The 23,764-nt window shown below is 55.6% G+C and carries 22 protein-coding genes; 12 read left to right on the forward strand and 10 right to left on the reverse strand.

Features of this window, described 5'->3' with window-relative positions; translation table 11 throughout:
* Positions 1-198: 198 nt before the first annotated feature.
* Positions 199-891, reverse strand: a complete 693-nt coding sequence (locus ACLBWT_RS13410) for a PspA/IM30 family protein (RefSeq protein ID WP_447663604.1) — start codon at positions 889-891, stop codon at positions 199-201.
* 65 nt (positions 892-956) lie between these two features.
* Positions 957-1,190, reverse strand: coding sequence for a PspC domain-containing protein (locus ACLBWT_RS13415; RefSeq protein ID WP_232313100.1), 234 nt, complete (start codon positions 1,188-1,190; stop codon positions 957-959).
* Positions 1,191-1,420: 230 nt separating this feature from the next.
* Here ACLBWT_RS13415 and ACLBWT_RS13420 point away from each other — a divergent pair, with 230 nt between their 5' ends.
* On the forward strand, positions 1,421-1,573 hold the full coding sequence (locus tag ACLBWT_RS13420) for a hypothetical protein (RefSeq protein WP_447663605.1): 153 nt from the start codon (positions 1,421-1,423) through the stop codon (positions 1,571-1,573).
* 378 nt (positions 1,574-1,951) lie between these two features.
* On the opposite strand, the gene ACLBWT_RS13425 is transcribed toward ACLBWT_RS13420, so the two are convergent.
* Positions 1,952-4,189, reverse strand: a complete 2,238-nt coding sequence (locus ACLBWT_RS13425; protein ID WP_447663606.1) for an ATP-dependent helicase — start codon at positions 4,187-4,189, stop codon at positions 1,952-1,954.
* 216 nt (positions 4,190-4,405) lie between these two features.
* On the opposite strand from ACLBWT_RS13425, the gene ACLBWT_RS13430 reads away from it, so the two are divergent.
* The 4 genes from ACLBWT_RS13430 to ACLBWT_RS13445 all read left to right on the forward strand — a co-directional run bounded on the left by ACLBWT_RS13430 (position 4,406) and on the right by ACLBWT_RS13445 (position 6,865).
* Positions 4,406-4,840 carry a MarR family winged helix-turn-helix transcriptional regulator gene (locus ACLBWT_RS13430; protein ID WP_447663607.1) on the forward strand — a complete coding sequence of 145 codons (435 nt, stop codon included), beginning with the start codon at positions 4,406-4,408 and terminating at the stop codon, positions 4,838-4,840.
* 106 nt (positions 4,841-4,946) lie between these two features.
* Entirely contained in the window at positions 4,947-5,585 is a 639-nt protein-coding gene (locus tag ACLBWT_RS13435) for a nitroreductase family protein (protein WP_447663608.1), read from the forward strand.
* 256 nt (positions 5,586-5,841) lie between these two features.
* The gene (locus ACLBWT_RS13440) at positions 5,842-6,138 is read left to right on the forward strand and encodes a putative quinol monooxygenase (protein ID WP_447663609.1); all 297 of its coding nucleotides are present in this window, start codon (positions 5,842-5,844) and stop codon (positions 6,136-6,138) included.
* Positions 6,139-6,325: 187 nt separating this feature from the next.
* The gene (locus ACLBWT_RS13445; RefSeq protein ID WP_447663610.1) at positions 6,326-6,865 is read left to right on the forward strand and encodes a GNAT family N-acetyltransferase; all 540 of its coding nucleotides are present in this window, start codon (positions 6,326-6,328) and stop codon (positions 6,863-6,865) included.
* Between the two features lie 434 nt (positions 6,866-7,299).
* Here ACLBWT_RS13445 and ACLBWT_RS13450 read toward each other — a convergent pair whose 3' ends face one another.
* Both ACLBWT_RS13450 and ACLBWT_RS13455 read right to left on the reverse strand, forming a co-directional pair.
* Entirely contained in the window at positions 7,300-7,548 is a 249-nt protein-coding gene (locus ACLBWT_RS13450) for a WGxxGxxG family protein (protein WP_447663611.1), read from the reverse strand.
* A 335-nt stretch (positions 7,549-7,883) separates the two neighbouring features.
* Positions 7,884-8,288: a DUF1259 domain-containing protein gene (locus tag ACLBWT_RS13455; protein ID WP_447663612.1), complete on the reverse strand. Its 405-nt coding sequence runs from the start codon at positions 8,286-8,288 to the stop codon at positions 7,884-7,886.
* A 400-nt stretch (positions 8,289-8,688) separates the two neighbouring features.
* On the opposite strand from ACLBWT_RS13455, the gene ACLBWT_RS13460 reads away from it, so the two are divergent.
* Together ACLBWT_RS13460 and ACLBWT_RS13465 are read left to right on the forward strand one after the other, a co-directional pair.
* Complete coding sequence (locus tag ACLBWT_RS13460; RefSeq protein WP_447663613.1) at positions 8,689-9,030, forward strand: PadR family transcriptional regulator; 342 nt, start codon at positions 8,689-8,691, stop codon at positions 9,028-9,030.
* Positions 9,027-9,860, forward strand: coding sequence for a permease prefix domain 1-containing protein (locus tag ACLBWT_RS13465; protein ID WP_447663615.1), 834 nt, complete (start codon positions 9,027-9,029; stop codon positions 9,858-9,860). Before ACLBWT_RS13460 ends, ACLBWT_RS13465 begins: the two co-directional genes overlap by 4 nt.
* Before the next feature lie 388 nt (positions 9,861-10,248).
* On the opposite strand, the gene ACLBWT_RS13470 is transcribed toward ACLBWT_RS13465, so the two are convergent.
* On the reverse strand, positions 10,249-11,520 hold the full coding sequence (locus ACLBWT_RS13470; protein ID WP_447663616.1) for an IS110 family transposase: 1,272 nt from the start codon (positions 11,518-11,520) through the stop codon (positions 10,249-10,251).
* A 510-nt stretch (positions 11,521-12,030) separates the two neighbouring features.
* On the opposite strand from ACLBWT_RS13470, the gene ACLBWT_RS13475 reads away from it, so the two are divergent.
* Together ACLBWT_RS13475 and infC are read left to right on the forward strand one after the other, a co-directional pair.
* The gene (locus ACLBWT_RS13475) at positions 12,031-12,270 is read left to right on the forward strand and encodes a hypothetical protein (RefSeq protein WP_447663617.1); all 240 of its coding nucleotides are present in this window, start codon (positions 12,031-12,033) and stop codon (positions 12,268-12,270) included.
* Between the two features lie 156 nt (positions 12,271-12,426).
* Positions 12,427-12,969: a translation initiation factor IF-3 gene (infC, locus tag ACLBWT_RS13480; protein ID WP_447663618.1), complete on the forward strand. Its 543-nt coding sequence runs from the start codon at positions 12,427-12,429 to the stop codon at positions 12,967-12,969.
* A 385-nt stretch (positions 12,970-13,354) separates the two neighbouring features.
* Here the strand turns inward: infC and ACLBWT_RS13485 are convergent, their stop codons facing one another.
* Positions 13,355-14,245 carry an AraC family transcriptional regulator gene (locus tag ACLBWT_RS13485; RefSeq protein ID WP_447663619.1) on the reverse strand — a complete coding sequence of 297 codons (891 nt, stop codon included), beginning with the start codon at positions 14,243-14,245 and terminating at the stop codon, positions 13,355-13,357.
* 246 nt (positions 14,246-14,491) lie between these two features.
* Between ACLBWT_RS13485 and ACLBWT_RS13490 the strand changes: the two genes are divergently transcribed.
* The 3 genes from ACLBWT_RS13490 (at position 14,492) to ACLBWT_RS13500 (ending at position 18,170) form a co-directional block, all read left to right on the forward strand.
* Positions 14,492-15,862 carry an MATE family efflux transporter gene (locus tag ACLBWT_RS13490; protein WP_447663620.1) on the forward strand — a complete coding sequence of 457 codons (1,371 nt, stop codon included), beginning with the start codon at positions 14,492-14,494 and terminating at the stop codon, positions 15,860-15,862.
* A 391-nt stretch (positions 15,863-16,253) separates the two neighbouring features.
* Entirely contained in the window at positions 16,254-17,534 is a 1,281-nt protein-coding gene (locus ACLBWT_RS13495) for an ArsB/NhaD family transporter (protein ID WP_447663621.1), read from the forward strand.
* 84 nt (positions 17,535-17,618) lie between these two features.
* Positions 17,619-18,170: a GNAT family N-acetyltransferase gene (locus ACLBWT_RS13500; protein ID WP_447663622.1), complete on the forward strand. Its 552-nt coding sequence runs from the start codon at positions 17,619-17,621 to the stop codon at positions 18,168-18,170.
* A 287-nt stretch (positions 18,171-18,457) separates the two neighbouring features.
* On the opposite strand, the gene ACLBWT_RS13505 is transcribed toward ACLBWT_RS13500, so the two are convergent.
* From ACLBWT_RS13505 to ACLBWT_RS13515, 3 genes are all read right to left on the reverse strand, one after another.
* Positions 18,458-21,211, reverse strand: coding sequence for an alpha-mannosidase (locus ACLBWT_RS13505; RefSeq protein WP_447663623.1), 2,754 nt, complete (start codon positions 21,209-21,211; stop codon positions 18,458-18,460).
* A gap of 65 nt (positions 21,212-21,276) precedes the next feature.
* Positions 21,277-22,602: a glycoside hydrolase family 125 protein gene (locus ACLBWT_RS13510; protein WP_447663624.1), complete on the reverse strand. Its 1,326-nt coding sequence runs from the start codon at positions 22,600-22,602 to the stop codon at positions 21,277-21,279.
* Positions 22,603-22,677: 75 nt separating this feature from the next.
* On the reverse strand, positions 22,678-23,601 hold the full coding sequence (locus ACLBWT_RS13515; protein WP_076358914.1) for a carbohydrate ABC transporter permease: 924 nt from the start codon (positions 23,599-23,601) through the stop codon (positions 22,678-22,680).
* Between the last annotated feature and the right edge of the window lie 163 nt (positions 23,602-23,764).

Raw genomic sequence — 23,764 nt, forward strand, 5'->3', positions numbered from 1 at the left:
AGCAATGATAATTGACAGGAACAAATGTTCCGAGTCGAATGTGGCTTTAGTAAATTAGGAGCTGAGAACTCCTTCGGAGACAAGAGTTCATTGCGTGAAGCCATGCAAAAGAGCCCATGGACATGCAAACAAGTCCATAGGCATGCAAAAGAGCCCCTCGGCAGATAAGCGGCTCGAAGGGCTCAAGGTTTTTACTCGTTACTCGCTTTTCATCTTGCGGCGGAGTTCGGCGAGCTGCTCGTCGATGACGGAGGCGCGGCCGGAATCCGGGGCTGGCGCAGACGGCTCATAGGAAGAAGCTGCTGTGCCGGAGCCGGGCTTGTAGTCTCTGGAGAGACCAAGCTGAGCTTCCCATTGCAGAATCTTCTCCTCGATCCGGTCAAATCCGCGTGAAGCGATTCCCGGCTCGAAGCCATGCGAGAAGCTTGGCGTCTTGCGCTCTGCGGCAGCTTCCGCTTTTTGCAGGCGCTCGCTCAGATCAGAGCGCTTCTGGACAAGACGGGCCAGCTCTTCCTGGGCGCCTTCGAGGCGGATATCCAGCTCGGCAGAAGCATGCTTGGCTTGATCGTACAGGCGGCCGTATTCAGCTGCCTGCTCCGAATAACGGAGCTTGGTTTCGAGGGCAAGGCGCGCTTCCGACTCGCGGCCTTCGGCCAAAGCCTCCTCGGCTTTGAGCTGGTTGTGCTGCGACAGCTGCTCGCATTCATCGAGGCGCTGCTTATAGGCGCGGGAAGCGGATTGCTGGCGGCTGAGCTCGCTTTTCATGCCGTCGATTTCCTCTTCCATATTGCGGATATACTGATTCATCATCAAAACGGGATTTTCAAGCTTGCTGATGACTTCGTTGGCGGTAGCTTTGGTCAGGTTCATGATTCGGTCGAATACGCTCATGGGATGCACTCCTTTATATTGGGTATGGCAGGCTTTATCGGTGCGGAATGGATGACGGTTTCGCCTTAACGATAGGTGTAGGAATCAGGGGGAGGCGGTGCCGCGAAGCCGGACTCCTTGGGCAGGATAACGGCGGCAGCGGCATAGATCAGGAGGGCCGTACCGCAGCTGAATACGGCTGCGGCGATGAAGCCGATCCGGAGCAATCCGGGATCAATGCCGTATGTGCGGCCGATTCCTCCGCATACCCCCGCAAGCTTGCGATCTGTGCGCGAACGATACAAGGTTCTCATACTCATGCATTCTCCTCTTGGCGCGGCGCCCTGCGGCGCTGCTTGATGTTCTTATTGTACCTCCTTGCCGAGAACTGCGACACGGACTCCCGAATGTAATTGCACCTGGACCCGAGACCGGGCTTTCCTCCGCCCCCGGCATGTGAGCGCCGCCGAGGGGACATGCGATGAATGAAATGGCCGGCGGCTTCACAAGCTAACATCGCTTCACATTTCGATATCCGGGAGGTCCACTCATGGACAAGAAAAAAGCTTCCAAAGCAGAGGTCCAATCCACGAAGCTGAACACTTTTTCTGAAAATGACACCGAGTTTTCCAATGAACTGACTTCGGACGCCAAAGCGGCTTTCGGCGGCAAAACGACTAAAGCAAACCGCAAAAAAAGCTAAGCAAAAATCCCCCGCTGGATGCGGGGGACTTTACATAGAACGAGTCGGCCGGTATGGCGACGATGTGGATTTGAGTTTGAACGCTCAGTTAGGGAAGCCTGCTTGTAATGCTGCGGCAAGCCCGGAAGTCTGACTGAGTGGAATGGCTGCGCAAGCCCGGAAGTCTGACTGAGTGGAATGGCTGCGCAAGCCCAGAAGGTCTGACCGAGTGGAATGGCTGCGCAAGCCCAGAAGGTCTGACCGAGTGGAATGGCTGTGCAAGCTCGAAAAGCCTGTTTGAAATGGGTGCAGCCCGGAAAGTTTGCTTGGACCTGAAGCGGCGCATCCTGGAAGCTTGTTCAAGAGTTGTATGCTTTGCGTCTGCAAAGCATGTTAAGCTTACTTGCTTTTAAACACTTTGGCAGCGGCAGCCCGGGAAGCAAGCACTCCGGCTGCGGCGGGTTTCTCCGCAGCCCGCGCTGCCGGCTTGGAAGCGGCTGAGGGAGCTTGCTTCTCTGCCACGCCGGAAGGCTGGCTGGAGGATATCGGAGGAGCCTGGAAAGCTGACAGCAGGAATCGGGATACGTCGATCTTGCGGCCGCGGTAGGTGGCGGGGGAGCTGATCAGCAGCTCTTCCTTGGCCCGCGTGATCGCCACGTAAGCAAGCCGGCGCTCTTCCTCCAGCGCGGCTTCCTTGCGGGCTGCCGGGTCGGAATCGCCGCCGCCGACCAGCTTGTCCGCCTCCAGCGCAAGGCTGTGAGGCAGGATGCCTTCCGAAGCCCCGATAATGGCGACCGCGGGGAATTCAAGGCCCTTGGACTTATGGATCGTCATGAGCTTGACGGCGTCCTTGGCCGAATCCGGCGGCAAGGACTTCATCTGCGCATGGCGCTCCGCCATTTTTGATACAAAGGTCAGGAAGGCCGGGACGTCGGCGAAACGCGCAGCGGAGGATTCAAGCTCGTCCAGCGATTCCCGCAGCGTCTCCTTGTGGGCCGTCGCCCCCGCTGCGATGTAGCCTCCGGAAGCGGCTCCTGCCTGCTCCGCATCGAGGTAGGCGTCGTAGAACTCCTTGCGCATGCGCCGCACGGCATCGGCCGGCTTGAGCGCCTTGAGCCCTTTGACGAACGTAATGCGGGATTGGATCTGTTCCTTCTGGAAATCCTTGAGCCCTTCCATCGTGAGCAGATGGATGAGCGGGCCTTTCTTCGGACGGGGATCGTCCTTGGCCCGGATATGGGCCATGCCCTTATGCCGGTTGACATACATGGAGGGCAGGACGCCTTCCATAGCGGTGAAATCTCGCCTCTTGACCGACAGCCTCATATAATCCACGAGCGGCTTGACGGCGGATTGGTCGTAGAACAGGTCCCCGGTATCCTGGATCTGGAACGGGATTTCCGAGAGGACGAGCTGCTCGAACATGGCGCGGCTGTTGCTCGCGGTACGGTACAGGATGGCGAAGTCGCCATAGGCCCGTGCGCCTTCCTCTACGCGTTCCCGGATATGGGCGGTGACGGCTAGCGCCTCCTGGTCGGTCGTGAAGGGGCGGATGTACAGCGGCACGTCCCGGCTTGTGGCCACGGCCTTCAGCGTCTTCGGAAAGCGGGCCTTGTTATGCCTGATCACCTCGTTGCCGAGGCCGACGATGCTGGCCGTAGAGCGGTAATTCGTATCCAGCGTAATCATCTTTGCTCGGGGAAATGCATCCTTGAAGCCAAGAATATATTCGCTTCGGGCTCCATTGAATCCGTAGATCGTCTGGTCGTCGTCGCCGACAGCCATCAGGTTGCCGTGGCCGCCGGCCAGCATGCGGATGAGCTCGTACTGCAGCAGGCTCGTATCCTGGAACTCGTCGATCATAATGTAGCGGAAGCGCCGCTGAAGCGTCGCGAGCAGTCCGGGCTGCTCGCGCAGAAGGCGATGGGACCAGAGCAGAATGTCGTCGAAATCCATCCGCTGCTCGCGTTCCTTCCATTCCTCGAAGCGAAGCAGCAGCCGCTTGAGCTCCCGGTCGGCCTGCGTCTTGTCCGGCAGCTCCTCGAGCGGAACGAGGCTCAGCTTGGCCTCGGACAGGGCTGCGAGCGCAGTCTCCGGCTCGATCCGGTCGCCGAGGCCGAGCTCGCGGATCATGCCCTTGAGCACGATCATCGGATACGGTCCGCTGCCGAGTATCTCCTGGCGGAAACCGCGGCTGCGGAGGAGCTGCAGGAAGAAGGAATGGAACGTGCGCGCCGTCACTTGGGCGGCCGCGCCGGGCGGCATGCCGGGCAGAGCGGCGATGCGCTCCTTCATCTCGGCTGCGGCCTTGACCGAGAAGGTGACGAGCAGGATCGAGCGCGGGTCGGCGCCGCGCACGGAGACCAGATAGCCGGTTCTGCCGGCGAGCACGCTCGTCTTGCCGGAGCCGGCGCCCGCCAGCGTCAGCAGCGGGCCGTCGCCGTGGCGGACGGCCTCGATCTGCGGGCCGTTCAGGCTCAGGCCGCGGCTCTCGAGCGCGCGGAAGAAGCCGCTGTCGGCGTCGCTGTCCGGCACGAGCCGGGGGCTTCCTCCCGCGGAGGCGAGGGTAGCGTAGGGGAGCGAGCGTCCGGTTGCCCCGAGCGGCTTTTTGTAGGGAATGGGTAGATTCGCGTTCATAGATGTTGTCGTCTCCAATGGATGTTCCTTCCCTCAGGGGGATAATGCTTGTTCGTCGTCCTATCAGGATAACGGATTTTCGGAGCCGGGACAAACGGGAATAAGCGGAATGGTTGCAATTCGCCTTCGCCCGTTGTATCATTGATCCCTCAAACATTGATCCGTCAAAAGAATCGAAAGGAGGTTCTTGCCATTCCGAACTGCCGAACCGAAGACTTGCTTTATCTGCTCCTCCATCTGAACAAGCATATTGCCACCCGCTTCGAGCGCTGCGCCGGAATCAGTCCGAACCGGCTTGAACTGCTCTGCCAGCTGTCAGGCGGCGAAATCAGCCAAGCGGAGCTGCAGAAGAAAGTCTCCATCGATCCGGCCGCGGTCACCCGGCATGTCCAGCAGCTGGAAGCGGAGGGCTTGCTCACCCGCAGCCGATGCGAGAGCGACAATCGCCTGACGATGGTGCTGCTGACCGATGAAGGCCGGAGCCGTCTTTTCTCCCATAAGGAGGAGAAGGACCGCTTCATGGAAGAGCTGCAGTCCGGCCTCCGCGAGGAGGAGCGGCTTGAGCTCGTCCGGATGCTGCAGCAGATCGGCGATAAGGTGCAGCAGGTGGAAAAGGCGCTGAGCCGTTCCGGAGATGCCGGCGCATCCTGATTTTTTTTTGAATGACGCATGGCTTGGAAGAGAGACCCGGGCTTCCGGGAAAAAGACGGATGGATAGAGATAAAAAAACAGAAGATAAGACAAAGGAGAGATAATCATGACTGTATCTACAAAATCGAACGACTACAATAAAATCATATCTGAACGCCGTTCCGTGCGGGTATACGACCCGGCCGTCAAAATCAGCCGCGAGGAAATGACCGAGATTCTGGCGGAAGCGACCCTCGCTCCGTCATCCGTCAACCTGCAGCCGTGGAGATTCCTCGTCGTTGAAAGCGAGGAGGCGAAAGCGGCTCTGGCCGAGATCGCGCCGAACAATGCTACGCAGGTCAACACTTCGTCTGCTGTCATTGCCGTCTTCGGCGACATGAAAGCTTTCGATTACGCGGATGAAATCATGGGTGGAGCGGTTGAGCGAGGCTTCCTGCCGCAGGAAGTGAAAGACCAGATGATGGCCAACTACACTCGCCTGTTCGCTTCGATACCGGCCCAGGCTTTCCGCGAGATGATTTTGGTGGACAGCGGCCTCGTATCGATGCAGCTCATGCTGGCGGCCCGCGCGCGCGGTTACGACACGAACCCGATCGGCGGCTACGACAAGAGCCGCATCGCCGACGTATTCGGCATGGAGAAGGACCGCTATGTTCCGGTCATGCTGATCTCGGTCGGCGTCGCAGCCAAGGAAGCCCGGCTGACGACCCGCTTGGCTGTGGACCGCATAGCGGAGTGGAAGTAAGCGTAGTAGGACAAGGCTGCAGGCTCGCTGCGTAGTGGAAGTACGCGTAGCATGACGAGGCTGTGACAGCCTGAGGGAAGCATGGTGGAGCAGAAGTGCGCATAGTGACAAGGCCCTAGGGAGCTGAAGGATGCTCAGCGAAGCGGCCTTGACAGCTGGAGTGAAGCCCAGAGCGAAGTTGCAGGCAGACATAGAGACAAGTTGTGACTGACAGCATAGGACAGCGCGGTCATGCCACGAAAGCGAGGAAAGCGACATGATTATCATCCATGCAGGCATCAAGGTGAAAAGCGAGGCGGAGAGCGAGTTCCTAAGCGCCGCCGAGGCGTTGGTGGAAGCTTCCCGAGCCGAAGCCGGCAACGTCTCGTATAGCCTGCTCAAGAACACGGAGCAGGAGCATTCGTACACGATGGTCGAGCTGTGGGAAGATGCGGAGGCTGTCGCCGCCCATAATGCCAGCGGGCATTTTCAGTCGTTCGTGAAGTCAGCTCAGGCTTATATGGCAGCTCCGCTGGACGTGCGCGCTTTTTCGGGAGAAGCTGTTCAGAAATAATGATGCCGGGGGAGGGCGCTCCCCTTTATGAAGGGCCAGCCAATCCGGCTGGTTCTTTTTTTGTTATTTACCGGGAAAAGGAGCTGGCAGGAGGATTTGATCATCATAGTCATTCTTTACCATTCGGAGCGCCTCCCGTGTGATACCATGCTCCTATAACCTTTAAACTCGGGAGGAGCAGGTGACCATGGAAGCATCCATCGGAATTCGTCCCATGACACGGGGCGACATCGGACTCATTTATGAAGGGCTGACCGGGCAAGACGTCGGCAAGCCCCTTGATTACATCGAACGCTGCTGGGAAGAGAACCGAAAGGGAGAAAGATTCACTTTGCTGGCTTTCCATGAACATGATTTCGCAGGTTGGGGGCATGTGGTGTACAAGTCGGACTATCCGTACTTTGCGGAGAACGAGATCCCTGAAATTCAGAATTTCGACGTCATCCCGCCGTTCAGGAGACGGGGAGTCGGAAGCCGGCTGATCGAAGCGCTGGAAGTGCAGGTTTTTGAAAAGTCGGACACGGTCGGAATCGGATTCGGCTTGTATGCGGATTATGGCAGCGCCCAGAGGCTGTACGTCAAAAGGGGTTACGTCCCCGACGGAAGAGGCGTCATGTACGGCAACCGTCCCGTCGAGCCCGGCGGCCAGGTGCGCGTGGATGACGATCTGGTGCTTTATTTGACGAAGGCTAAAGGAAAGATGGAGGGTAACGGAGGAAGGGGCTGAGAGACGGAAGGACGCAGGACAAAAATGCGAAAGGATGAAAGGACAGGAGGACGATTTTTGAATGGAGAGTAAGGGGACAAATGGACGAGCGGGTGATGGGGTTTAGGAGGAGAAAGGAGGAGCTGGAATCGTAGGGAGCGCAACCGCGATTGAACTGCAGGCCGTCAGCAGGGTGTCTACTCACTCTGTATTAACAGCACCATAATAAAGATTCAGCTAACGGGCAGGATACTTGAACAGGGATAAAAATATGGAATGAACTTTGGGAGTAAACGGTCGATGAATACTAATCAAAAAACTATTGAATAGCTTGAATTTGCTATGCGGTAAATGGCATCTTGATTACTTAACAACGAACAGTCTTGTATAAGGCAACCATTGCTCCTTGAATGGATAAACAAAATGCCGCCTCTGTTGAAGGCGGCCTTATTTCTTTAACGCTTCGTATTGTCAACGCGGGTTACATGTTCGTCACGGTCGCGTCGTTTTAAGCCGGCCAATCCTACCAGCCCCAGAAGGCCGAGAAGTCCCCATTTCCCGCTGTCGTCATCTTCATTATGGGTAGTTTGCGTAGCCCCTGTATCAGTCGTGCCCGTATTTGCCTGATCCGCAAACGCTGCTGTTGAACCTAGTGCCGAAACAATAAGCAGGGTCATAAAGATGAACTTAAACTTTTTAATCATTTTATCAGCTCCTCTTGGTGGTATTTCGTTCTGAAAATTTTATAACCCACGGGTACGTGCTTCAAACCGTCATCGTTCAGTTCAGCGCTAACGTAAATTTGAGAATAATAAATGATGTTATTGGGCTTTTAGGGACACGATAGATCAGCAGAACGCAAAGGCAGCCGGCTTTAAAGCGATCGGTTGCCTTTTGTTCAACTAAAGGGCAGTAATGTTTAACAAGAAACAATGGATTTTTATGGTGATATTTATTTAGGGAGGGGGAAAAATGAGTGAAAATAATAGGATTAAGAAAAAACAACTGCTCTTCCATTTATGAGTATTGCAGGAGTCTATTACATCGTAGGGTAGCTTGTTAATGTTGAATAAGCATAGGCTACCTTTTTAGCAAAATTAAGAGGAGGCTCTATGGATTGAAAATGAATATATAACAGGTTTGGTTGAATAAATATCCAATGATTATGTAATGCGCTTACGATGATCCCTTGTTGAACCAATGCTCTATTAAATGCATACACTTCTTCTTCTAAAATGGCTACTTCCCCTATATTGAGAGCATTTCCTGTCTCGTCTAAAGATTCAAACAAAACATTTGCGAGTAAAAAACCTTTACTTGGACGTCCCATTACCATTACTGGAAAGTTCCGTTTTAACGAAACAGAGCATACACCGTTTTCAAACTTACCCTTCCCTTTTAAAATTTGACCAAATTGTTGACAAATCATTTGGTGTCCATTCAAATCTATCACCCTTTTTTAAGTATTGATGATTTAAATCTTATCTTTGGTAACGTAATATAAAGTAATATATGACACTTGGATCGATTTTATGAAGGTTAGATTATATTACTAATCATATGTTGTAACCGCAGACTTTCGGTTCACTAAACCACTAAGTTCATCCTTTCATAATTATATAATTAATAAAAGAATGTGAAAGATTGTACTTAAAGTAACGGAGAACGATAGTTCAACCAAGAAGCTCGATTGGCAGCCTTGTTGCGCTAACGGGCAGGATAGTTCCAACGCCAGCGGGCAGAAACTGCTCCCTTTGTCGTTGAATATACCTTGCATTATAGAGTAATATGTATTATAAAAATATACAAATGATTACATTGCTGTGTGATATGGAGGTGGGACTTTGGAAGTTAACAAAGAGGTATTGAAAGGTCATATAGACACGATAATACTCTCCCTGTTGTACAACAAAGAAATGTACGGTTATGAACTTGTCAAATCAGTACGAGATAATAGCGGAGGACAATTCGAATTGAAAGAAGGCACGCTTTACTTGTCACTAAAGAGACTGGAAAAAAATAATTGGGTTACCTCTTACTGGAGTGATGAGCAAGGACCAGGGGGGAGAAGGAAATATTATAGAATCACGCCCTTGGGCGAAGAAACATTCACAGAAAAACGTTTGGAATGGCGGTTCATCAAAGGAATAATTGATTCATTTTTGGAGGGAGGAGTTAGGAAATGAAGCAAATCGAAGTATTTGTCGATTCTGTTTACCAAAACGCTAGTGGAAACAAAAAAGAATTAAAAGAATTAAAAGCTGAAATGAGAAGCCACCTTCTAGAAGCAGTTCACGAATTGAAGAAAGAAGGAAAATCGGAACAGGAAGCAGTTCAACTGGCAATCGAACGTTTTGGTGGAGAACAGGAATTGCGTTCCGAAATTTCTGAGCTTTATTACAGACAAAAGCTATTTGCAAAAGGGGTGTTGCTTGCAGCTTTTACGGTACTTATTGTCTCTATATTTTCGTTTCAATTCCTTTATCAACGAGATTATTTGACAAGTCATGATTTTCCTCACAAATTTAACGAAAAGATAGTTGACAGTCTAAAAGACCACGAATCAATTACAGAAGAAGTAAGAAAAGAAGTTGAATCCATCATCCAAAGCAATAAGAGAGTTCACAATGTTGAAATTTATTATACCGGAGGTTTAGATGGAAATCCCTTAGAGGGTAAGGAATTGTTTAATTACTTGGATAATGCTAAGCCTGTTTATTCTTACTCTGAAGAAGTCGATTCGCCAAAATGGCTATGGGCAGGATACAATCGCGGCGGTAACGGCATGGGAAATTGGTTTGTTTACACGTCAGCATTCGGTTACTATGTAATCTCCATTTTAATTCTGGTTTTGGGAATCGCTCTATACTGGGCTTTATTCACAATCTGGGCGATTATCTTTGCTTTTCATACGACAAGGAAGGCAAGTGTCTTATGGACGTTGATTTTCTTGTTTTTCAACATTATCGGTTTCGCGGTCTTCCTTTTGACAAATAAAAAGCGTCTTGCGGAATGAATGTCTCGTGATTAAGCTCCCTCGGTAAAATGTAGTTTTCTCACGCTCGCTTATTCGCAGGATCTCTCCAATAGATAAATCGCTATCCGGATAGAAGAGGGGATGACCGTCAAATTCGGCAACCGAAGCGCATGCAGGAACAGAAGGGGCGGGTTTCCGCTCCTTTTTTTACTGCTCTGTTGCACGCTGCTCCACGTATCTCCGGAGGCTTTCACTCCCATTTCTCGACGGGTCGATGCCCTTTCATTCCTTCGTCACGCCTATCCGGTGGGTGGAGGCCGGTTATCCTAACGGTACGGGTCTGTGCCCTTTTGCGTAATGCAATCCGGTACTCCGTGCAGTCTTGAGATCCCGCGAATAAGCCAGTATTCGTAACAATCGGAAGTACTTAAACAGCTTGTTTCATAGGAAGAACGCGATTTGGTTCGTAAGCTTCACCGCTTTGCGCCATGGCAACCAGGAGGCGAGCCAGCTTGCCGCAAAGCTTCATCACGGAGCGCATCGGCTTCATGCTTTTCGTCTTCACATTCACTTCGTGCTGTCGTTTGAACGTAACATCGTTCATGATGAGGGCCATGGTTGCCATGAACAGGGCATGCCGAAGCCTTGGCCGTCCACGTTTGCTGATGGACATCTGGCCTTTCCATTTGCCTGAACTCGCTTCAGCTAGGTTGAGGCCAGCATGCCGTAGCAACGCGTTGCCATGTGCATAGCCGCTGAGGTCCCCAGCTTCACCGAGAATGCCGGCGACTGACAGGATGCTCATACCCTTGATGGCCAGCAGTGGCTCGGCTAGCGGAATCCGGCCCAGTGCAGCCGCGACTTCATCCTCGATTACCTGCAGCTGCTCTGTAGCCAAATCGTATTCGGCCAGCAGCTGTTGCAGATGAAGCTTGTAGGCTCTCTCAGCATGCTTGGCACCGACTGAGCGTGCTGCTAGAGCCAGCAGATCGCCAGCTCTTCGTTCACCGCTGTGCCGTTTCATGACCGTTTTCCAGCCGTCGATTATCTGGCGAACGGTGAGTTTTTGAAAATCGGCAGGCGTTGGAAAGAGACGCAGGGTAGCTAGCGAACCAGAACCAATGAGGTGCTTGTATACCTGCCGAAGCTCGGGGAACACAATGTCGACCCAGCGGTGGATTTGGTTCTTTACGCTGACGAGACGATGGACGATTGTCTCCCGGTTTGCCATGAGAACGCGCAATTCCATGAATACTTCGCTGGATTCTTTGATAAATGTGTAGTATCCGTTTTTGACCATGTCAGCGATAACAAAGGCATCTTTGACATCGTTTTTGGAAGGCGTATTGTCGCGGTTTTCCTTGTTCTTTTTGACGAGATGAGGATTTACCAACACGACCTCGAGGCTTCGGTCTTTGAGCCAGGCAGCAAGGCTGAGCCAGTAGTGGCCGGTTGGTTCCATGCCGATGATGGTGTCGTTAAGTTGGTGTGTCGTCTGCAGATCTTTCATCCACTGCAGCAATTGATTGAAGCCGGCATCGTCGTTGGAGAAGTGAAGAGGAGTGCCAAGCAGGATCCCGCGAAAGTTAACTGCGCGCGCAACATGAGACTGCTGGGCGATGTCGATCCCGACGACAAGGTGCTGGGTTGAAATGCGTTCGAGCAGTTGATTTTGTTTGGCTTGAGCTTTAAACTTCAAGATAGAGCGACCTCCTTAAGATGGCTAAAGGGCTATGACCCGTGACTACCCCATCGTACCGGAGGCGCTCGTTTTTGTGCAAAGCGCAAAACTAACGCTCTACAGGAATCCTAACGGGGAACGATAGTTCAATTACCGCCTTTATTAGGGGCGGTTTTCTTTTGCTCGAAAATCAACATTCAACATTATCAGAACCAACTGAAACAATCGTCCCCGTTGTTGGAAACCTTGCTGTATAAAGCTTTTCAAGGGCGATCATAAGGATACTCTAAATACAATAGGACGACTTTGGCAAAAATAAGAACATTGATCGTATCGTAGCTGAAATGTGCCGAGTTTCTGCATGGCAGGAATAAGAAGCCAATCTTTAATTGTTCGGGGAAGAAGCGTAAAGGTGTTTTAATTTGCAATAATAAGAATATCTCACTTGTTCACCTTGAAACTGAATTACAGGGAATGGCGGATCATGCACTTTCTCACTTGTTCTCTATCAATAAGGAAGATTTGGTTTTGCAACTTGAATATAAGAGAGCAGAACTAACCACTGCCATTGACCAACAGGATATGAAGTTGGTATCTGAATTGAATGATGAGTTGATTAAGATTAAAGAAAGGAAGAAGCGTCTATCATCTCTATATGCTGATGGTAACATGGAGAAGGAATCGCTAGACGAATTATTAGATCAAGCTAATTTTAAGATGCAAGAACGAGATTCAATTCAGATATCTCAATTATTGCCGATGTTCTAAAGCATATCAGCAAGATCACAGTTATAGAGGGTAGCTTGTTTTATAAGTTTAAAGTGTTTGATCATCTTCCCGATGTAAAGCATTATGAGTATAAAGATTTGAGACAGCAATCTGATTATTATGTTGGACAATGATAACTATCATCTCAGTGTGTGAATGGGGGGCAAATCCAAGTTGATAATGAATGAACAAATCAAAGCGTCAGAGGTTTTGCTAACAGGTCTTGATGGTGAAGATTTAGGCATAGTATCAAAAGAAGAAGCTTTGCGCATGGCGAAGGCAGCAGGTGCGGATCTCGTCTGCACCACGCTTATGAGCAGTCCGCCCCCATGCCGCCTGACACCAAAGGGGAAAGGCAAGGACAAGGCTCGCCAGGACTCCAGGGCGGCAGGGAAGGGAGCGACTAGCCCTGGCGGCAAGAGCGGCAATATCGGCAAAAGCGGAGACAAGGTGAAGGAGCTTCGCTTCACCGCGCATATCGAGGAGCACGATTACGACACGAAGCTGCGGCAGGCGGACAAGCTGCTGCGGAGCGGCAGCGCCGTGCAGCTTGTCGTCAAGGCTTCCGGAGCCAAGGAAGGCGCCGCCGCCAAGGCCGTGCTGGAACGGCTGCTGGCTGATCTGAAGGAAGCCGGCCGCAAGGAAAGCGGCATCCAGACGAGCGGCAAAGGCTCGCAGGTGAAGGTGAACCCGCTCTAGATTTAAGAAGCTGAGCGTTCTGCGGCAGTTCCGTGGCTAAGTGTGGGAATACGGCTCGCATGCATGCCCACATGTGAGAGGGGCGGCGGATTGACCAGCGGCAGGAAACGGACATACGATCCGTTATTTTGCGGAATGAAGCCATTATTGAAGCGGATCGGACATACGATCCGCTATTTCTTCATTCTTATTGGGATGCCGATTCAGTTCGGTGGAATAACGGAACGTATGTCCGATAGAGGTGCAAAAATGAAGAAAAAGCTTAAATAGCGGAACGTATGTCCGAAACGAGGGGCCAGGTAATCCAAACATACTATCCCCCGTCGATCATTGTCTTCAAACGTCCCCGAATGTTCGGCAAAAAATTCGCGCAACGGAATGTACTTCAGGCGTGCGAGAACCGCAGCCGGTAGCTGCGCGGCGAGATGCCCTCATACTTGGCGAAGCAGGAGGCGAAGTACGCTGCCTGATTGAAGCCGACCTCTTCCGCGACGCGGGCGACAGGATAGTCGGTGCGCAGAAGCAGCAGCTTGGCTTGTCCGATCCGATAGCGGAGCAGGTACTCCTTCGGCGAGCAGCCGAACTCCTTTTGCATGCAGCGGGCGATATAGACGGAGTGGAAATTGAGGCTGTCGGCCATCTCACGGGCGCTGATCTCCTCGGCGTAATGCTGGCGCAGATAGGCGGCCGCCTGTGTGGCGCAAGCGGCCGAAGGCGAGGTGGAGCGGGCGTCGATGGCCGCCGACAGCTGCTGCAGCAGCTCCTGGAACAGGATCTGCTGGCGCCACAGAGCGCCGCCCATATGGCCGCTCTGCGTGATGGCCGTCAGCTGCTCCAGCAGCTCGAAGGCCTGCTCCGGCTGCAGCAGCACCGAATGCTGCGGAACTTGGACGGAGAAGGGCGGTGCGGTCATCTTCCAGGCCGCGCTGGCGGAGGAATCGGCCGTATCCCGCTGGTTCTGGTAGAGGGGCAGCCGCTCGTCGGTCGCCGTCCAATGCCCCTGATGGCCGAAGTGCATCCAGTAATACTCGGTCGTCTCCGTGCAAGGGGAGGTGCCGAAGTGATGGGCGTCAGGACGAAGAATGAGCGCTTCTCCTGCACCGAGGGCATAACGACGGTCCTCTTCCGCGATGTGCAGCGTCCCTTGCCTGACGGCGAGCAGATCGAACACGCCGATGTTGCGGCGATCGACATGGACCAGCCCCGGCCCATGGGTTTCGTGGCCGCTGCTGATATAGAAGGGGAGCGGCGGAAGAGCGAACTGAAGCAAGTTCATAAGCTTGTCTATCCTTTGCCTTGGAATGAAAATGAAGTTGGAATTTTGAAAGTTAAGGTTGCATCCTTGATACCTCAGAGCGAGTATAGCACTTATAATTTGGTTTGACTAATGAGCTCCATACTCACTTGTAATCCGCATCATCCTTAATAAGTTAGGTTGTTAGGCGGCTTGGGCGAAGTAAGGGCTTTCATCAACCCGGTGCGGGACATCCGTGCCAGGTTATATAGGGTGGAGGTTGCATAAATGAAAAACCGTAATTATTCCCTGTGGGCGCTCTCGTGGCCGATCTTCATCGAGCTGTTCCTGCAGTTTCTTCTGGGGGCCGCGGATACGCTGATGGTCAGCAAAGTATCCGATGACGCCGTAGCGGTCGTCGGCTTCTCCAATCAGCTGTTCAATGCCATGACGGTCCTGTTCACGGTCATCGCCAGCGGCGCCGGCATCCTGATCGCTCAGAAGCTGGGCGCAAGGAAAGAGGAAGAGGCCCGGACGATCTCCATTATCGCCCTCAAGGCGACGGTTCTGATCGGTGCGTTGCTAAGCGCGGTGCTGATTCTGTTCCCGGCGCCGATCGCCCGGGTGCTGCAGATGCCCGAGGAGCTGGTGCCGATGGCGGTCCGCTATATCTCCATCGTCGGCGGCGGCATGATCCTGATCGCCGTCATGAGCACGCTGAGCACGGCGATCCGCAACACCGGCAACACGCGGGGACCGATGTACACGGCCGTAGGCATGAACGTCATCCACATTATCTTGAACTACGGCTTCATCTTCGGCGCCTTCGGCCTGCCGCAGTGGGGACTGACGGGAGTCGCCGTCAGCACGCTGGTCAGCCGCCTGCTCGCTTCGGCGCTGCTCTTCTACATGTTCCTGTTCGCCTTCGAGCGCCGCATCTGGTGGGGCGACATCAAGGTCTGGAGCCGCGGATTGTTCTCCGAGGTCATGAAGATCGGCTGGCCGCTGGGCGTATACTCGGCCAACTGGGTGTTCTCCCAGCTCGTCATCTTCACGTTCATCGGATCGCTCGGAGCCAAGGAGCTGTCGGCGCGCACCTACATGAACACGCTGGAGTCGTTCTGCTTCCTGATCGGCTTCTCGATCGCTCTTGCCACTCAGATCCGGGTCGCCCATTTGTTCGGCGGCGGACGCATGCGGGAGGCCTACAAGGGCGCTTATACCGGTCTCTGGATCGGCCAGCTGGTCGTCATCGGCAACGCGCTGCTCGTGTTCCTGTTCGGCAGGCAGATGCTGGGCCTGTTCACCTCGGACAGCGAGATACTGGCCATCTGCGCTTCCCTGCTCGGTCTCAACCTGCTGCTGCAGCCGGGCAAAATGCTCAACATGACGATAGCCGACTCCCTCAACGCGGTCGGAGATACCCGCTTCACGATGGTCATCTCGACGGTCAGCATGTGGGGCGTATCGGTAGCCGTCGCCTATTATTTCAGCATCCATCTCGGCTGGGGGCTGGTCGCGATCTACGCCTGCATGATCGCGGACGAATACTTGCGCGGCTTCGTCTGCTGGCTGCGGTGGCGCAGCCGCAAGTGGGCTGCGGGCGGCGGGGCCCAGGAAGCTCCTGCTGTCGCGAGCGGCGCCGCTGCCGAGATGTGAGCACGCCGCAATCGACAACTTCAAAAAGGATGTCCGAGAGGCGCGAGCCTCTCGGACATCCATTTTTTTCGTTCAGGACAGAAGTCCCGTCAACCTGCGAGGCCGGCCGGCTTGCCGTCGAGATTCAGGCGGACTGGAGCGGAATGCCGAGGCAGGAAAGCGCCGTGATTGTTCACATGATTTCTCTCCTTTAGGATCGATTGGCGGCAATCGCGCATTCGGAGCGGGGATTTGCTGCCGCATGCTGCGGAGTGTCCTGCAAGTCCAGGTTGAGGTTGGATTGTTCGCTGGAAGTATTCGGAAGCTGAAGATGGCTTAAAGAAATTCGCTTTTTTATGGTAAAATCATGAAAGCTTAATGATTGTCCATTTATCGTCATCATCAGGAGGTCTTGTTTTTGCAGGCTGCATGGGCTGTCGCTATTTTTCTGCTTACATACGGATTTATCGTTTCCGAAAAAATCCACCGTACCGTCGCCGCCATGCTGGGCGCTCTCGTCGTCGTGGCCGCAGGCCTCGTCGAGCAGCACAAGGCGGTCGAGCATATCGACTTCAATACGCTCGGCCTGCTGATCGGCATGATGATCATCGTGCATGTCACCGCCGAGACCGGCATATTCGCCTACGCGGCGATAAAGGCCGCCAAGCTGGCCAAGGGCGAGCCGGTACGCATTCTCGTCGCGCTGGCGCTCGTCACGGCTCTCGGCTCCGCCTTCCTCGACAACGTGACGACGATCCTGCTCATCGTCCCGGTCACGTTCAGCATTACGCGCCAGCTCAAGGTCAGTCCGATTCCATTCCTGATTACTCAGGTCATCGCTTCCAATGTAGGTGGAACCGCGACGCTGATCGGCGATCCGCCGAACATCATGATCGGAAGCGCGGTCAAGGAGCTGACCTTCCTCGCCTTCATCGAAAATCTGGCGCCGATCATCGTCATTATCATGGCGGTTTATGTGCCGATCTTCATGCTCATCTTCCGCAAGCAGCTGCGCACGACGCCGGAACTGAAGGCGAGACTGATGGAGATGGAGGAGGACGGTTTGCTGCATGACCGGAAGCTGCTCGTCAAGTCGCTGTCGGTGCTTGGACTTACGATCGCGGGCTTTTTCCTGCATCAAGCGCTGCATCTGGAATCTGCGACCGTGGCGCTGGCAGGAGCGTTCATCCTGCTGCTGCTCACCGGAGAGCGCATGCTGGAGGCATCCCTCTCCGCGGTGGAATGGCCGACGCTGTTTTTCTTCATCGGCTTGTTCGTCCTTGTAGGCGGGCTGGTCGACACGGGCGTCATCGGCCGCTTGGCGGAAAGCGCCGTGGATCTGACCGGAGGCGACATGAAGTCGGCGTCCATGCTGATTCTGTGGCTCAGCGCGATCGCCTCTGCCTTTCTGGACAATATCCCGTTCGTCGCCACGATGATTCCGCTCATCCAGGACATGGGGAGCATGGGCATCGACAACCTGGAGCCGCTCTGGTGGAGCCTGGCGCTCGGGGCATGCCTGGGCGGCAACGGCACCTTGATCGGGGCGAGCGCCAATCTCGTAGCGGCGGGGATGTCGGCCCGGGAGGGACATCCGATCCGGTTCCTGACGTTTTTGAAATACGGCTTCCCGCTCATGCTGCTCTCTGTCGCGTTGTCGAGCGTGTACGTCTACTTGCGGTATCTGCTCTAGCTGCGCTGCAGCTTGTCCTACAGGGAAGGAGAGCAGAATGCCAGCGGCTTCGTGCTTGTGAAGAAACCAATTGGAGGAATGGATATGGGGCTGAGGCCGAATTTGTTTGAAGGAGAGCTCATCCGGCTTGCCGCTCCAAGGCCGGAGGATGTTTCGACGATGGCGCTGTGGATGGAGGATTCCGATTATTTGAGAAACGTGGATACGGAGTATGCGGTGCCGGCTACGGAAAAGCAAATGGAATCGGAGGCGGAGCCCGGCTCCAAGGAAGTCTATTTCCGTCTGCGGGAGCTTGAAGGCGACGAGCTGATCGGGTTCGCGGCCATCCACAGCATCGAATGGAACAACCGCGCCGGGATGCTGGCGATCGGCATCGGGGAGGCCAGGAACCGAAGCCGCGGATACGGCTCGGACGCGCTGCGGGTCATTTTGCGCTATGCCTTCCACGAGCTCAACCTGCACCGGGTCGGCCTGGATGTGATCGAATACAATGCGGGAGGAATCCGAGCCTACGAAAAGGCGGGCTTCCGCCACGAAGGCAGAGCCCGAGAGGCTGTCCGGCGGGACGGACGCCTTTATGACCGGATCTGCATGGGCATTCTAAGCCGGGAATGGGAAGCAGCGTTGAAAAGCTAGAGGACAGTCTATCCATCTATCGATTTCCGCAGAAGTCGATTCATAGATTGCTAGAGGGACATACTCTGTTCCTGACTCCAAAAGAAAGAGTGCAGGCTAGCCTTCATCGTGGATGCGGGCAACATCGACCTTGCCGATCTCATCACGACCATGCTCGGTCTTGCGGTCGTACAAGCCCAGGGCTCCACGATCAACGTGTTCAGAGCCGTTCCGCGCATAGGGTAAGGACAAGCAGGCCAAAAAGACCCGGGACAAGCTCCCGGGTCTTTTTTGGCGTTGTTCGAGGATCAGGAATGAGTTCGATGCGAAAAACCAAGCGTTATGATCTCCGCAGGACCGGCCGGAAGCTCGGCGCGGCGTCCGGCGTCCAATTCGGACGCGGCTGCGGCCTGCTCGAGCACGCCGCTCTTGTACCAGCCGGTAGATCCGGCCGGAGCCTGGACGGCAAGCTTCGCGGGCTCGCGCTTCAAGTTGTACCAGCGGGCCATGACGTCGCCGCCGGCGTTGATTTTGAAGGCGGAGAAAGCCAGAGCTTCGCCGTCCCATGCCAGGGCGGCATCGACAGGCCGAAGCGTGCCCGGATGGATGCCGGTCTGAGCCGTCGTCCAAGGGGTCTCGAACTGGTAGGCCTCGGCATACGCACCCTCGGCGGCTCCATCGCCGCCATGCGGAATCAACGCCAAGCGCGCTTCATGCGGACCGATGCACTGGGCTTCGGGAGTAGGGAACCATCCCCAATCGCCGAGCTCTCCGGTCGAGCGGAGCAGCGTGACCGCGATCGTATTGCGGCCGTCGCGGAGCACCTCATACTCGTTCAGCCCGCTGTTTGCCACCGCAAGTCCGGCGCGCGCGCCGTCCGCGGCCAGGCCGCTGACATCGGCGAAGGCCATCTGATGCTGCGTGTTGCTCGGGTTGGTCCATTCGGCGGAAGGCTCGTTGTCCCGCAAGGCGGCTTCGAAGATGGAGTCGGCCGTGTGCACGGACGTCTCGAGATCCGTCGGGAACAGCATGCGTACCCGGTGGTCCTTGGCTTGATTGTCGAAGGAGGAGACGATGTCCAGCCGTCTGCTTCCCTGCTCCAGCGACAAGGTCGTCGTCAGGCGGAGCTTGACCGTATGCTCGGAGCGGCCTGCCTGGCGTTCCGGATAATAGACGATTTCCCGCTGCTCGCGCTCCAGAAGCTCGTCTGCCGATGAGGGCACATCCCATTCGTGGACGATTTCCAATGCGGCCCGGTAAGGAGCGTCCTCGACGATGCGGACGGAAGCCTGCAGGCCCTTCGTGGTCAGCGGCTCAACGCCCTTCGGCGCCATGAACATGTACTCGTTGCCGATGTCGCCGCTGTCCTCATATACCCCGAGATCGGCATATACCCGTCCGGTGCCGAGATCCGTCAAGGCGAAGCTGCCGTCCTCGGCGACTTCGGCGCGAAGAAGGCCGTTGTCCAGCACGGCGCTTCCTTGGAGAAGGGAAGGCTGCCGCTCGGGAGCCTGCTCGCTTTTTACCCAGGCGTAGGCACGGTGGCCGAGCGCCGGAACGGCATCAGCGCGGAAGGTCAGGCGCACCCGGCGGGCCTGGTAAGGCTGGCGGAATGCATCGTCCGGCAGGTCATAGCCGAATTGCAGGCCAAGATCCTCCATCGTGCACGGAACAGGATTCCCTTGATCGTCTACGAGTATCCGGCCTTCCAGTCCGAGCTCGCGGATGCGGGCGTTCATCTCCGGAATCGGGATGCCGTCGCGGAAGTAAATCCGTGCCGCGTCGAGCTCTACGGATACGGTGCCGCCGCGCCTCCATCCCGTCGTATTGTTCACGACGAACGGCAGGGCATCGGAGCCATAGGTGCCGAAAACCCGGGTATCCACCGCGTCGGCCAGGAATCGAGCCGTCTCGTCGAGAATGGTTTCCGCCACATGGCGGCTCTTGTCGAAGCGGGAGACCATCTCCCGATGGACCTCGTCCACGCTGCAGCCGCAAATGCTGTCATGCGGATGGTTCTGCATGAGCTGCTTCCAGCCGTACGTGAACAGATGATGCGGGTAATCCTTGCCGTGCAGATGTCCGTAGGCCGCGAGCGGCTCGGCAGCGCGCTCCAGCAGAGCTTGGCCGCGGGTGTTCATCTGCTTGAGGTAGACGCGGGAGGAGGCGGTGTTGACGAGCGTCCCCCAGCCGTCCGTGCGCTGGCTCCGCAGCTCGCCCTGCACGACCGACAGAGGCCGCTCGCCCGCCGACTCGCGGACGGCTTGCAGATAGTCCGGGAAGTTGGAGTGGATGAAGGTCACATCGGGCTCTACCGCGCCTGCCATGCGGATCGCCTCGGCCAGGTCGGTCTGGATCGGCTGGTGGTCGCAGCCGTTCATGAAGAGCAGATGCGGCGTCGAAGCGTATTTGCCGGCGTCGGCGAGCTTGCGCTGCCAGTAGGCGCGGGCTTCTTCGGCTTGCACCGGAACCTCGTTGCCGTTGGAATACCAGTTGGCGAACAGGATGCCGAGCACGCGGGAGCCGTCCGGCCCTTCCCAGATGAGCTCGGAGAAGGAGCTTTCAAAGGCGGTCGACTCTCCGACCTCGTTGTTGAAGCCGGTCGGCTTGACGCCGCGACCGAAGAGCGCGTTGTCGATGCCGGCCTGCGCCATCAGCTGCGGCGTCTGGCCGACGAGGCCGAATGTGTCGGGGAAGTAGCCGATCTTGGATACCGGACCCCAGCGGGCGGCATCCTCATGGCCGATCTGCAGGTTGCGGATATTGGCTTCGCCGCTCGTGAGGAAGGCATCCTGCAGAATGTACCAGGGACCGATCCCGATGCGGCCGGCGGTGATCAACGCTTGGACGCGTTCGCGGTTCTCCGGCCGGACCTGGAGATAGTCCTCCAGGATGATCGTCTGGCCGTCGAGGAAGAAGCTGCGGTAGCCGGGATCGTTCTCCAGCGTGTCCAGCAGGGTGTCGACGAGCTGGACGAGACGGACATGATGCTTCTCGTAGGGGAGGTACCATTCCCGGTCCCAGTGCGTATGCGAGATCAGATGCGCGGTGCGCTTGCTCAAGGGGAGCACGTCCTTTCGGTGCGAAGTGGAGTGACGGCACGAGGGCCGGAATAGCGGCAATCGGTTCAGGCGTCCAGCAAGCCGTCCTTCATCGCCCGGTATACGAGCTGAGAGAAAAGGCTGTTGGACCAGGCGAACCAGCTGCGTGTGTATACGGCAGGATCGTCGGAATGGAAGCCTTCATGCATGAACCCGGTGTCCGCGTCGGTGGACTCCAGCATGTCGATCATGGCGAGCTTTTCCTCGGCCGATACAGCTGTAATGCCTTGCATGGAAAGAGCCATATGCCAGATGTAGCCCGGAGGCGTATGGGGGCTGCCGATGCCTTTGGCCTTGGCGCCTTCGTAATAGAACGGATTTTCTTTGCTCAGCGCGAAGCGGCGCGTGTTGAGATAGATCGGATCGTCCTCGGACGTATAGCCGACGTAAGGGATCGACATCAGGCCCGGCGTGCCGGCATCGTCCATCAGGCAGTAGTTGCCGAAGCCGTCGGTCTCATACGCATAGATCGGACCGAATTCGGGATGGCGGTAGACTCCATACAGCTGGATGCCGTGGTTCACGTCCGCTTCGAGGTCTGCCAGCTCCTGCACCATCGCCATGTCGCGGAATACCCATTCCGCGATCTCGCGCATCTGCCTCAGCGTGACGACAGCGAACATGTTGGCCGGGATGTTGTAATGGAAGTCGCAGGCATCGTCGCTCGGGCGGAAGCCCGACCAGATCATGCCCGTATAGTTGACCGGCATGCCGAGGCCGCTGTTGCGCAGCGAATCGGTGGGAATGCCGTTGTTCCGGGTGAAGCGGTATGGAGACTGCTCGAAATGCCGCTGCTCCGTTTTCCACAGATCGATCGCCGTCCTCATTGCAAGCTTGAAGTCCTTATCGAAGATGGCGGTATGCTTCGTCTCGTTCCAGTAGGCGTAGGCGAGGCGGAACGAGAAGCAGATGGAATCGAGCTCGAACTTGCGCTCCCATACCCAAGGTCCCATGTCGGTCACGTCGGTCGTGTTCCAATGCCAATCGTTGCTGGTTTCGTTGAAGGCGTTGGCGTAAGGGTCGATCCGGATCATGTTCATGTGGCGCTTGATCAGGCCCTCGATGATCCGTTGAAGGGCGGGATCCTCCTTGGCCAGAGGAACGTACTGGATGACCTGTTCGACGGAGTCGCGCAGCCACATGGCCGGGATGTCGCCGGTGATGACGAAGGTGGTGCTGTCAGCCATCAGCTTGGTCGTCGTATCCAGCGTGTTAGGGAAGCAGTTGCGGAAAAGCTCGAGCAGCTTCGGCCGATGCGCGAGGCGCTGGCCGGCTTCCTCCAGGACAGCCTGCACGGCGGCAGGCGTCTCCAGCTTCGGCATCGGGATTTTGGGAAGGCGGAATTGTTCCATGGAATGATCAGGCTCCTTGTCGGGGTGGAATCGTAATGGCGATCGTGCAGGTCGTCCGGCTTCTTCGCAGCGAGCTTACTCCTTGACCGCTCCAATCGTCAATCCTTGCACGAAATAACGCTGGAAGAACGGGTAGGCGAGGATGATCGGGCCGGTGGCGAGCACGACCATCGCCATGCGGGAAGTATCCTGCGGCATGTTCTGGAGATTGGACGCCAGCGAGGAATTGCTCGACGCCTGCGTCAACAGGAACTGCATGTTGGTCTCGATCCGCATGAGCATCGACTGCAGCGGCACGAGGTTGGGATTCTCGATGTACAGCAGGGCGTTGAACCAGTCGTTCCAGTAGCCGAGCGTGCTGAACAAGGCGATCGTGGCAAGTCCGGGCAGAGCCAGAGGCAGGACGAGCTTCCAGAAGATCTGGAATTCGCCGGCGCCGTCGATCTTGCCGGATTCGATGATGGCGTCGGGAACCATCGTGCTGAAGAACGTCCTCATGATCAGGATGTAGAAGGCGTTGACCATCAGAGGCAGAATCATCGCCCAGACGGAGTCCTTGAGTCCGAGCATCTGCGTCACGACGATGTAGGTCGGAACGAGGCCGCCGTTGAACAGCATCGTGAAGAAAGCGAAGAAGCCGAAGAAATTCCGGTATTTGAACGTCTTGCGCGAAATGCCGTATGCGTACAGCGTGACGACGAGCAGCGCGAGCACGGTGCCGACGACCGTCACGAGAATGGTGACGCCATAGGAGCGGAGCAGCGCGTCGCCGTTCTGGAAGACATAGCGGTAAGCTTCCAGGCTCCAATGTTCGGGAATGATCTGGTAGCCGTTCTCAGCGAGGCTGGATTCCTTGGTGAACGAGATGATGACGATGAAGACGAACGGGAACACGCAGGCCAGGGCGAAAACGGCGGCAATGATGTTGAAGACGACATTCCAGCCGGCGGACAGCTTCTGGAAGTCCCGGGGTTTCCGGACGGGCATTGCTTTGGCCATGATGGGGGAAACTCCTTTCGTGCCGCTTGGAGGGCGGCTTGTTGGTTGCTTGGTGGTGCGGGTAGATCGGGCAAAGGCAAAGGCAAAGGCAAAGGCAAAGGCAAAGGCAAAGGCAAAGGCAAAGGCAAAGGCAAAGGCAAAGGCAAAGGCAAAGGCAAAGGCA

The organism is Paenibacillus sp. D51F (assembly GCF_053345695.1).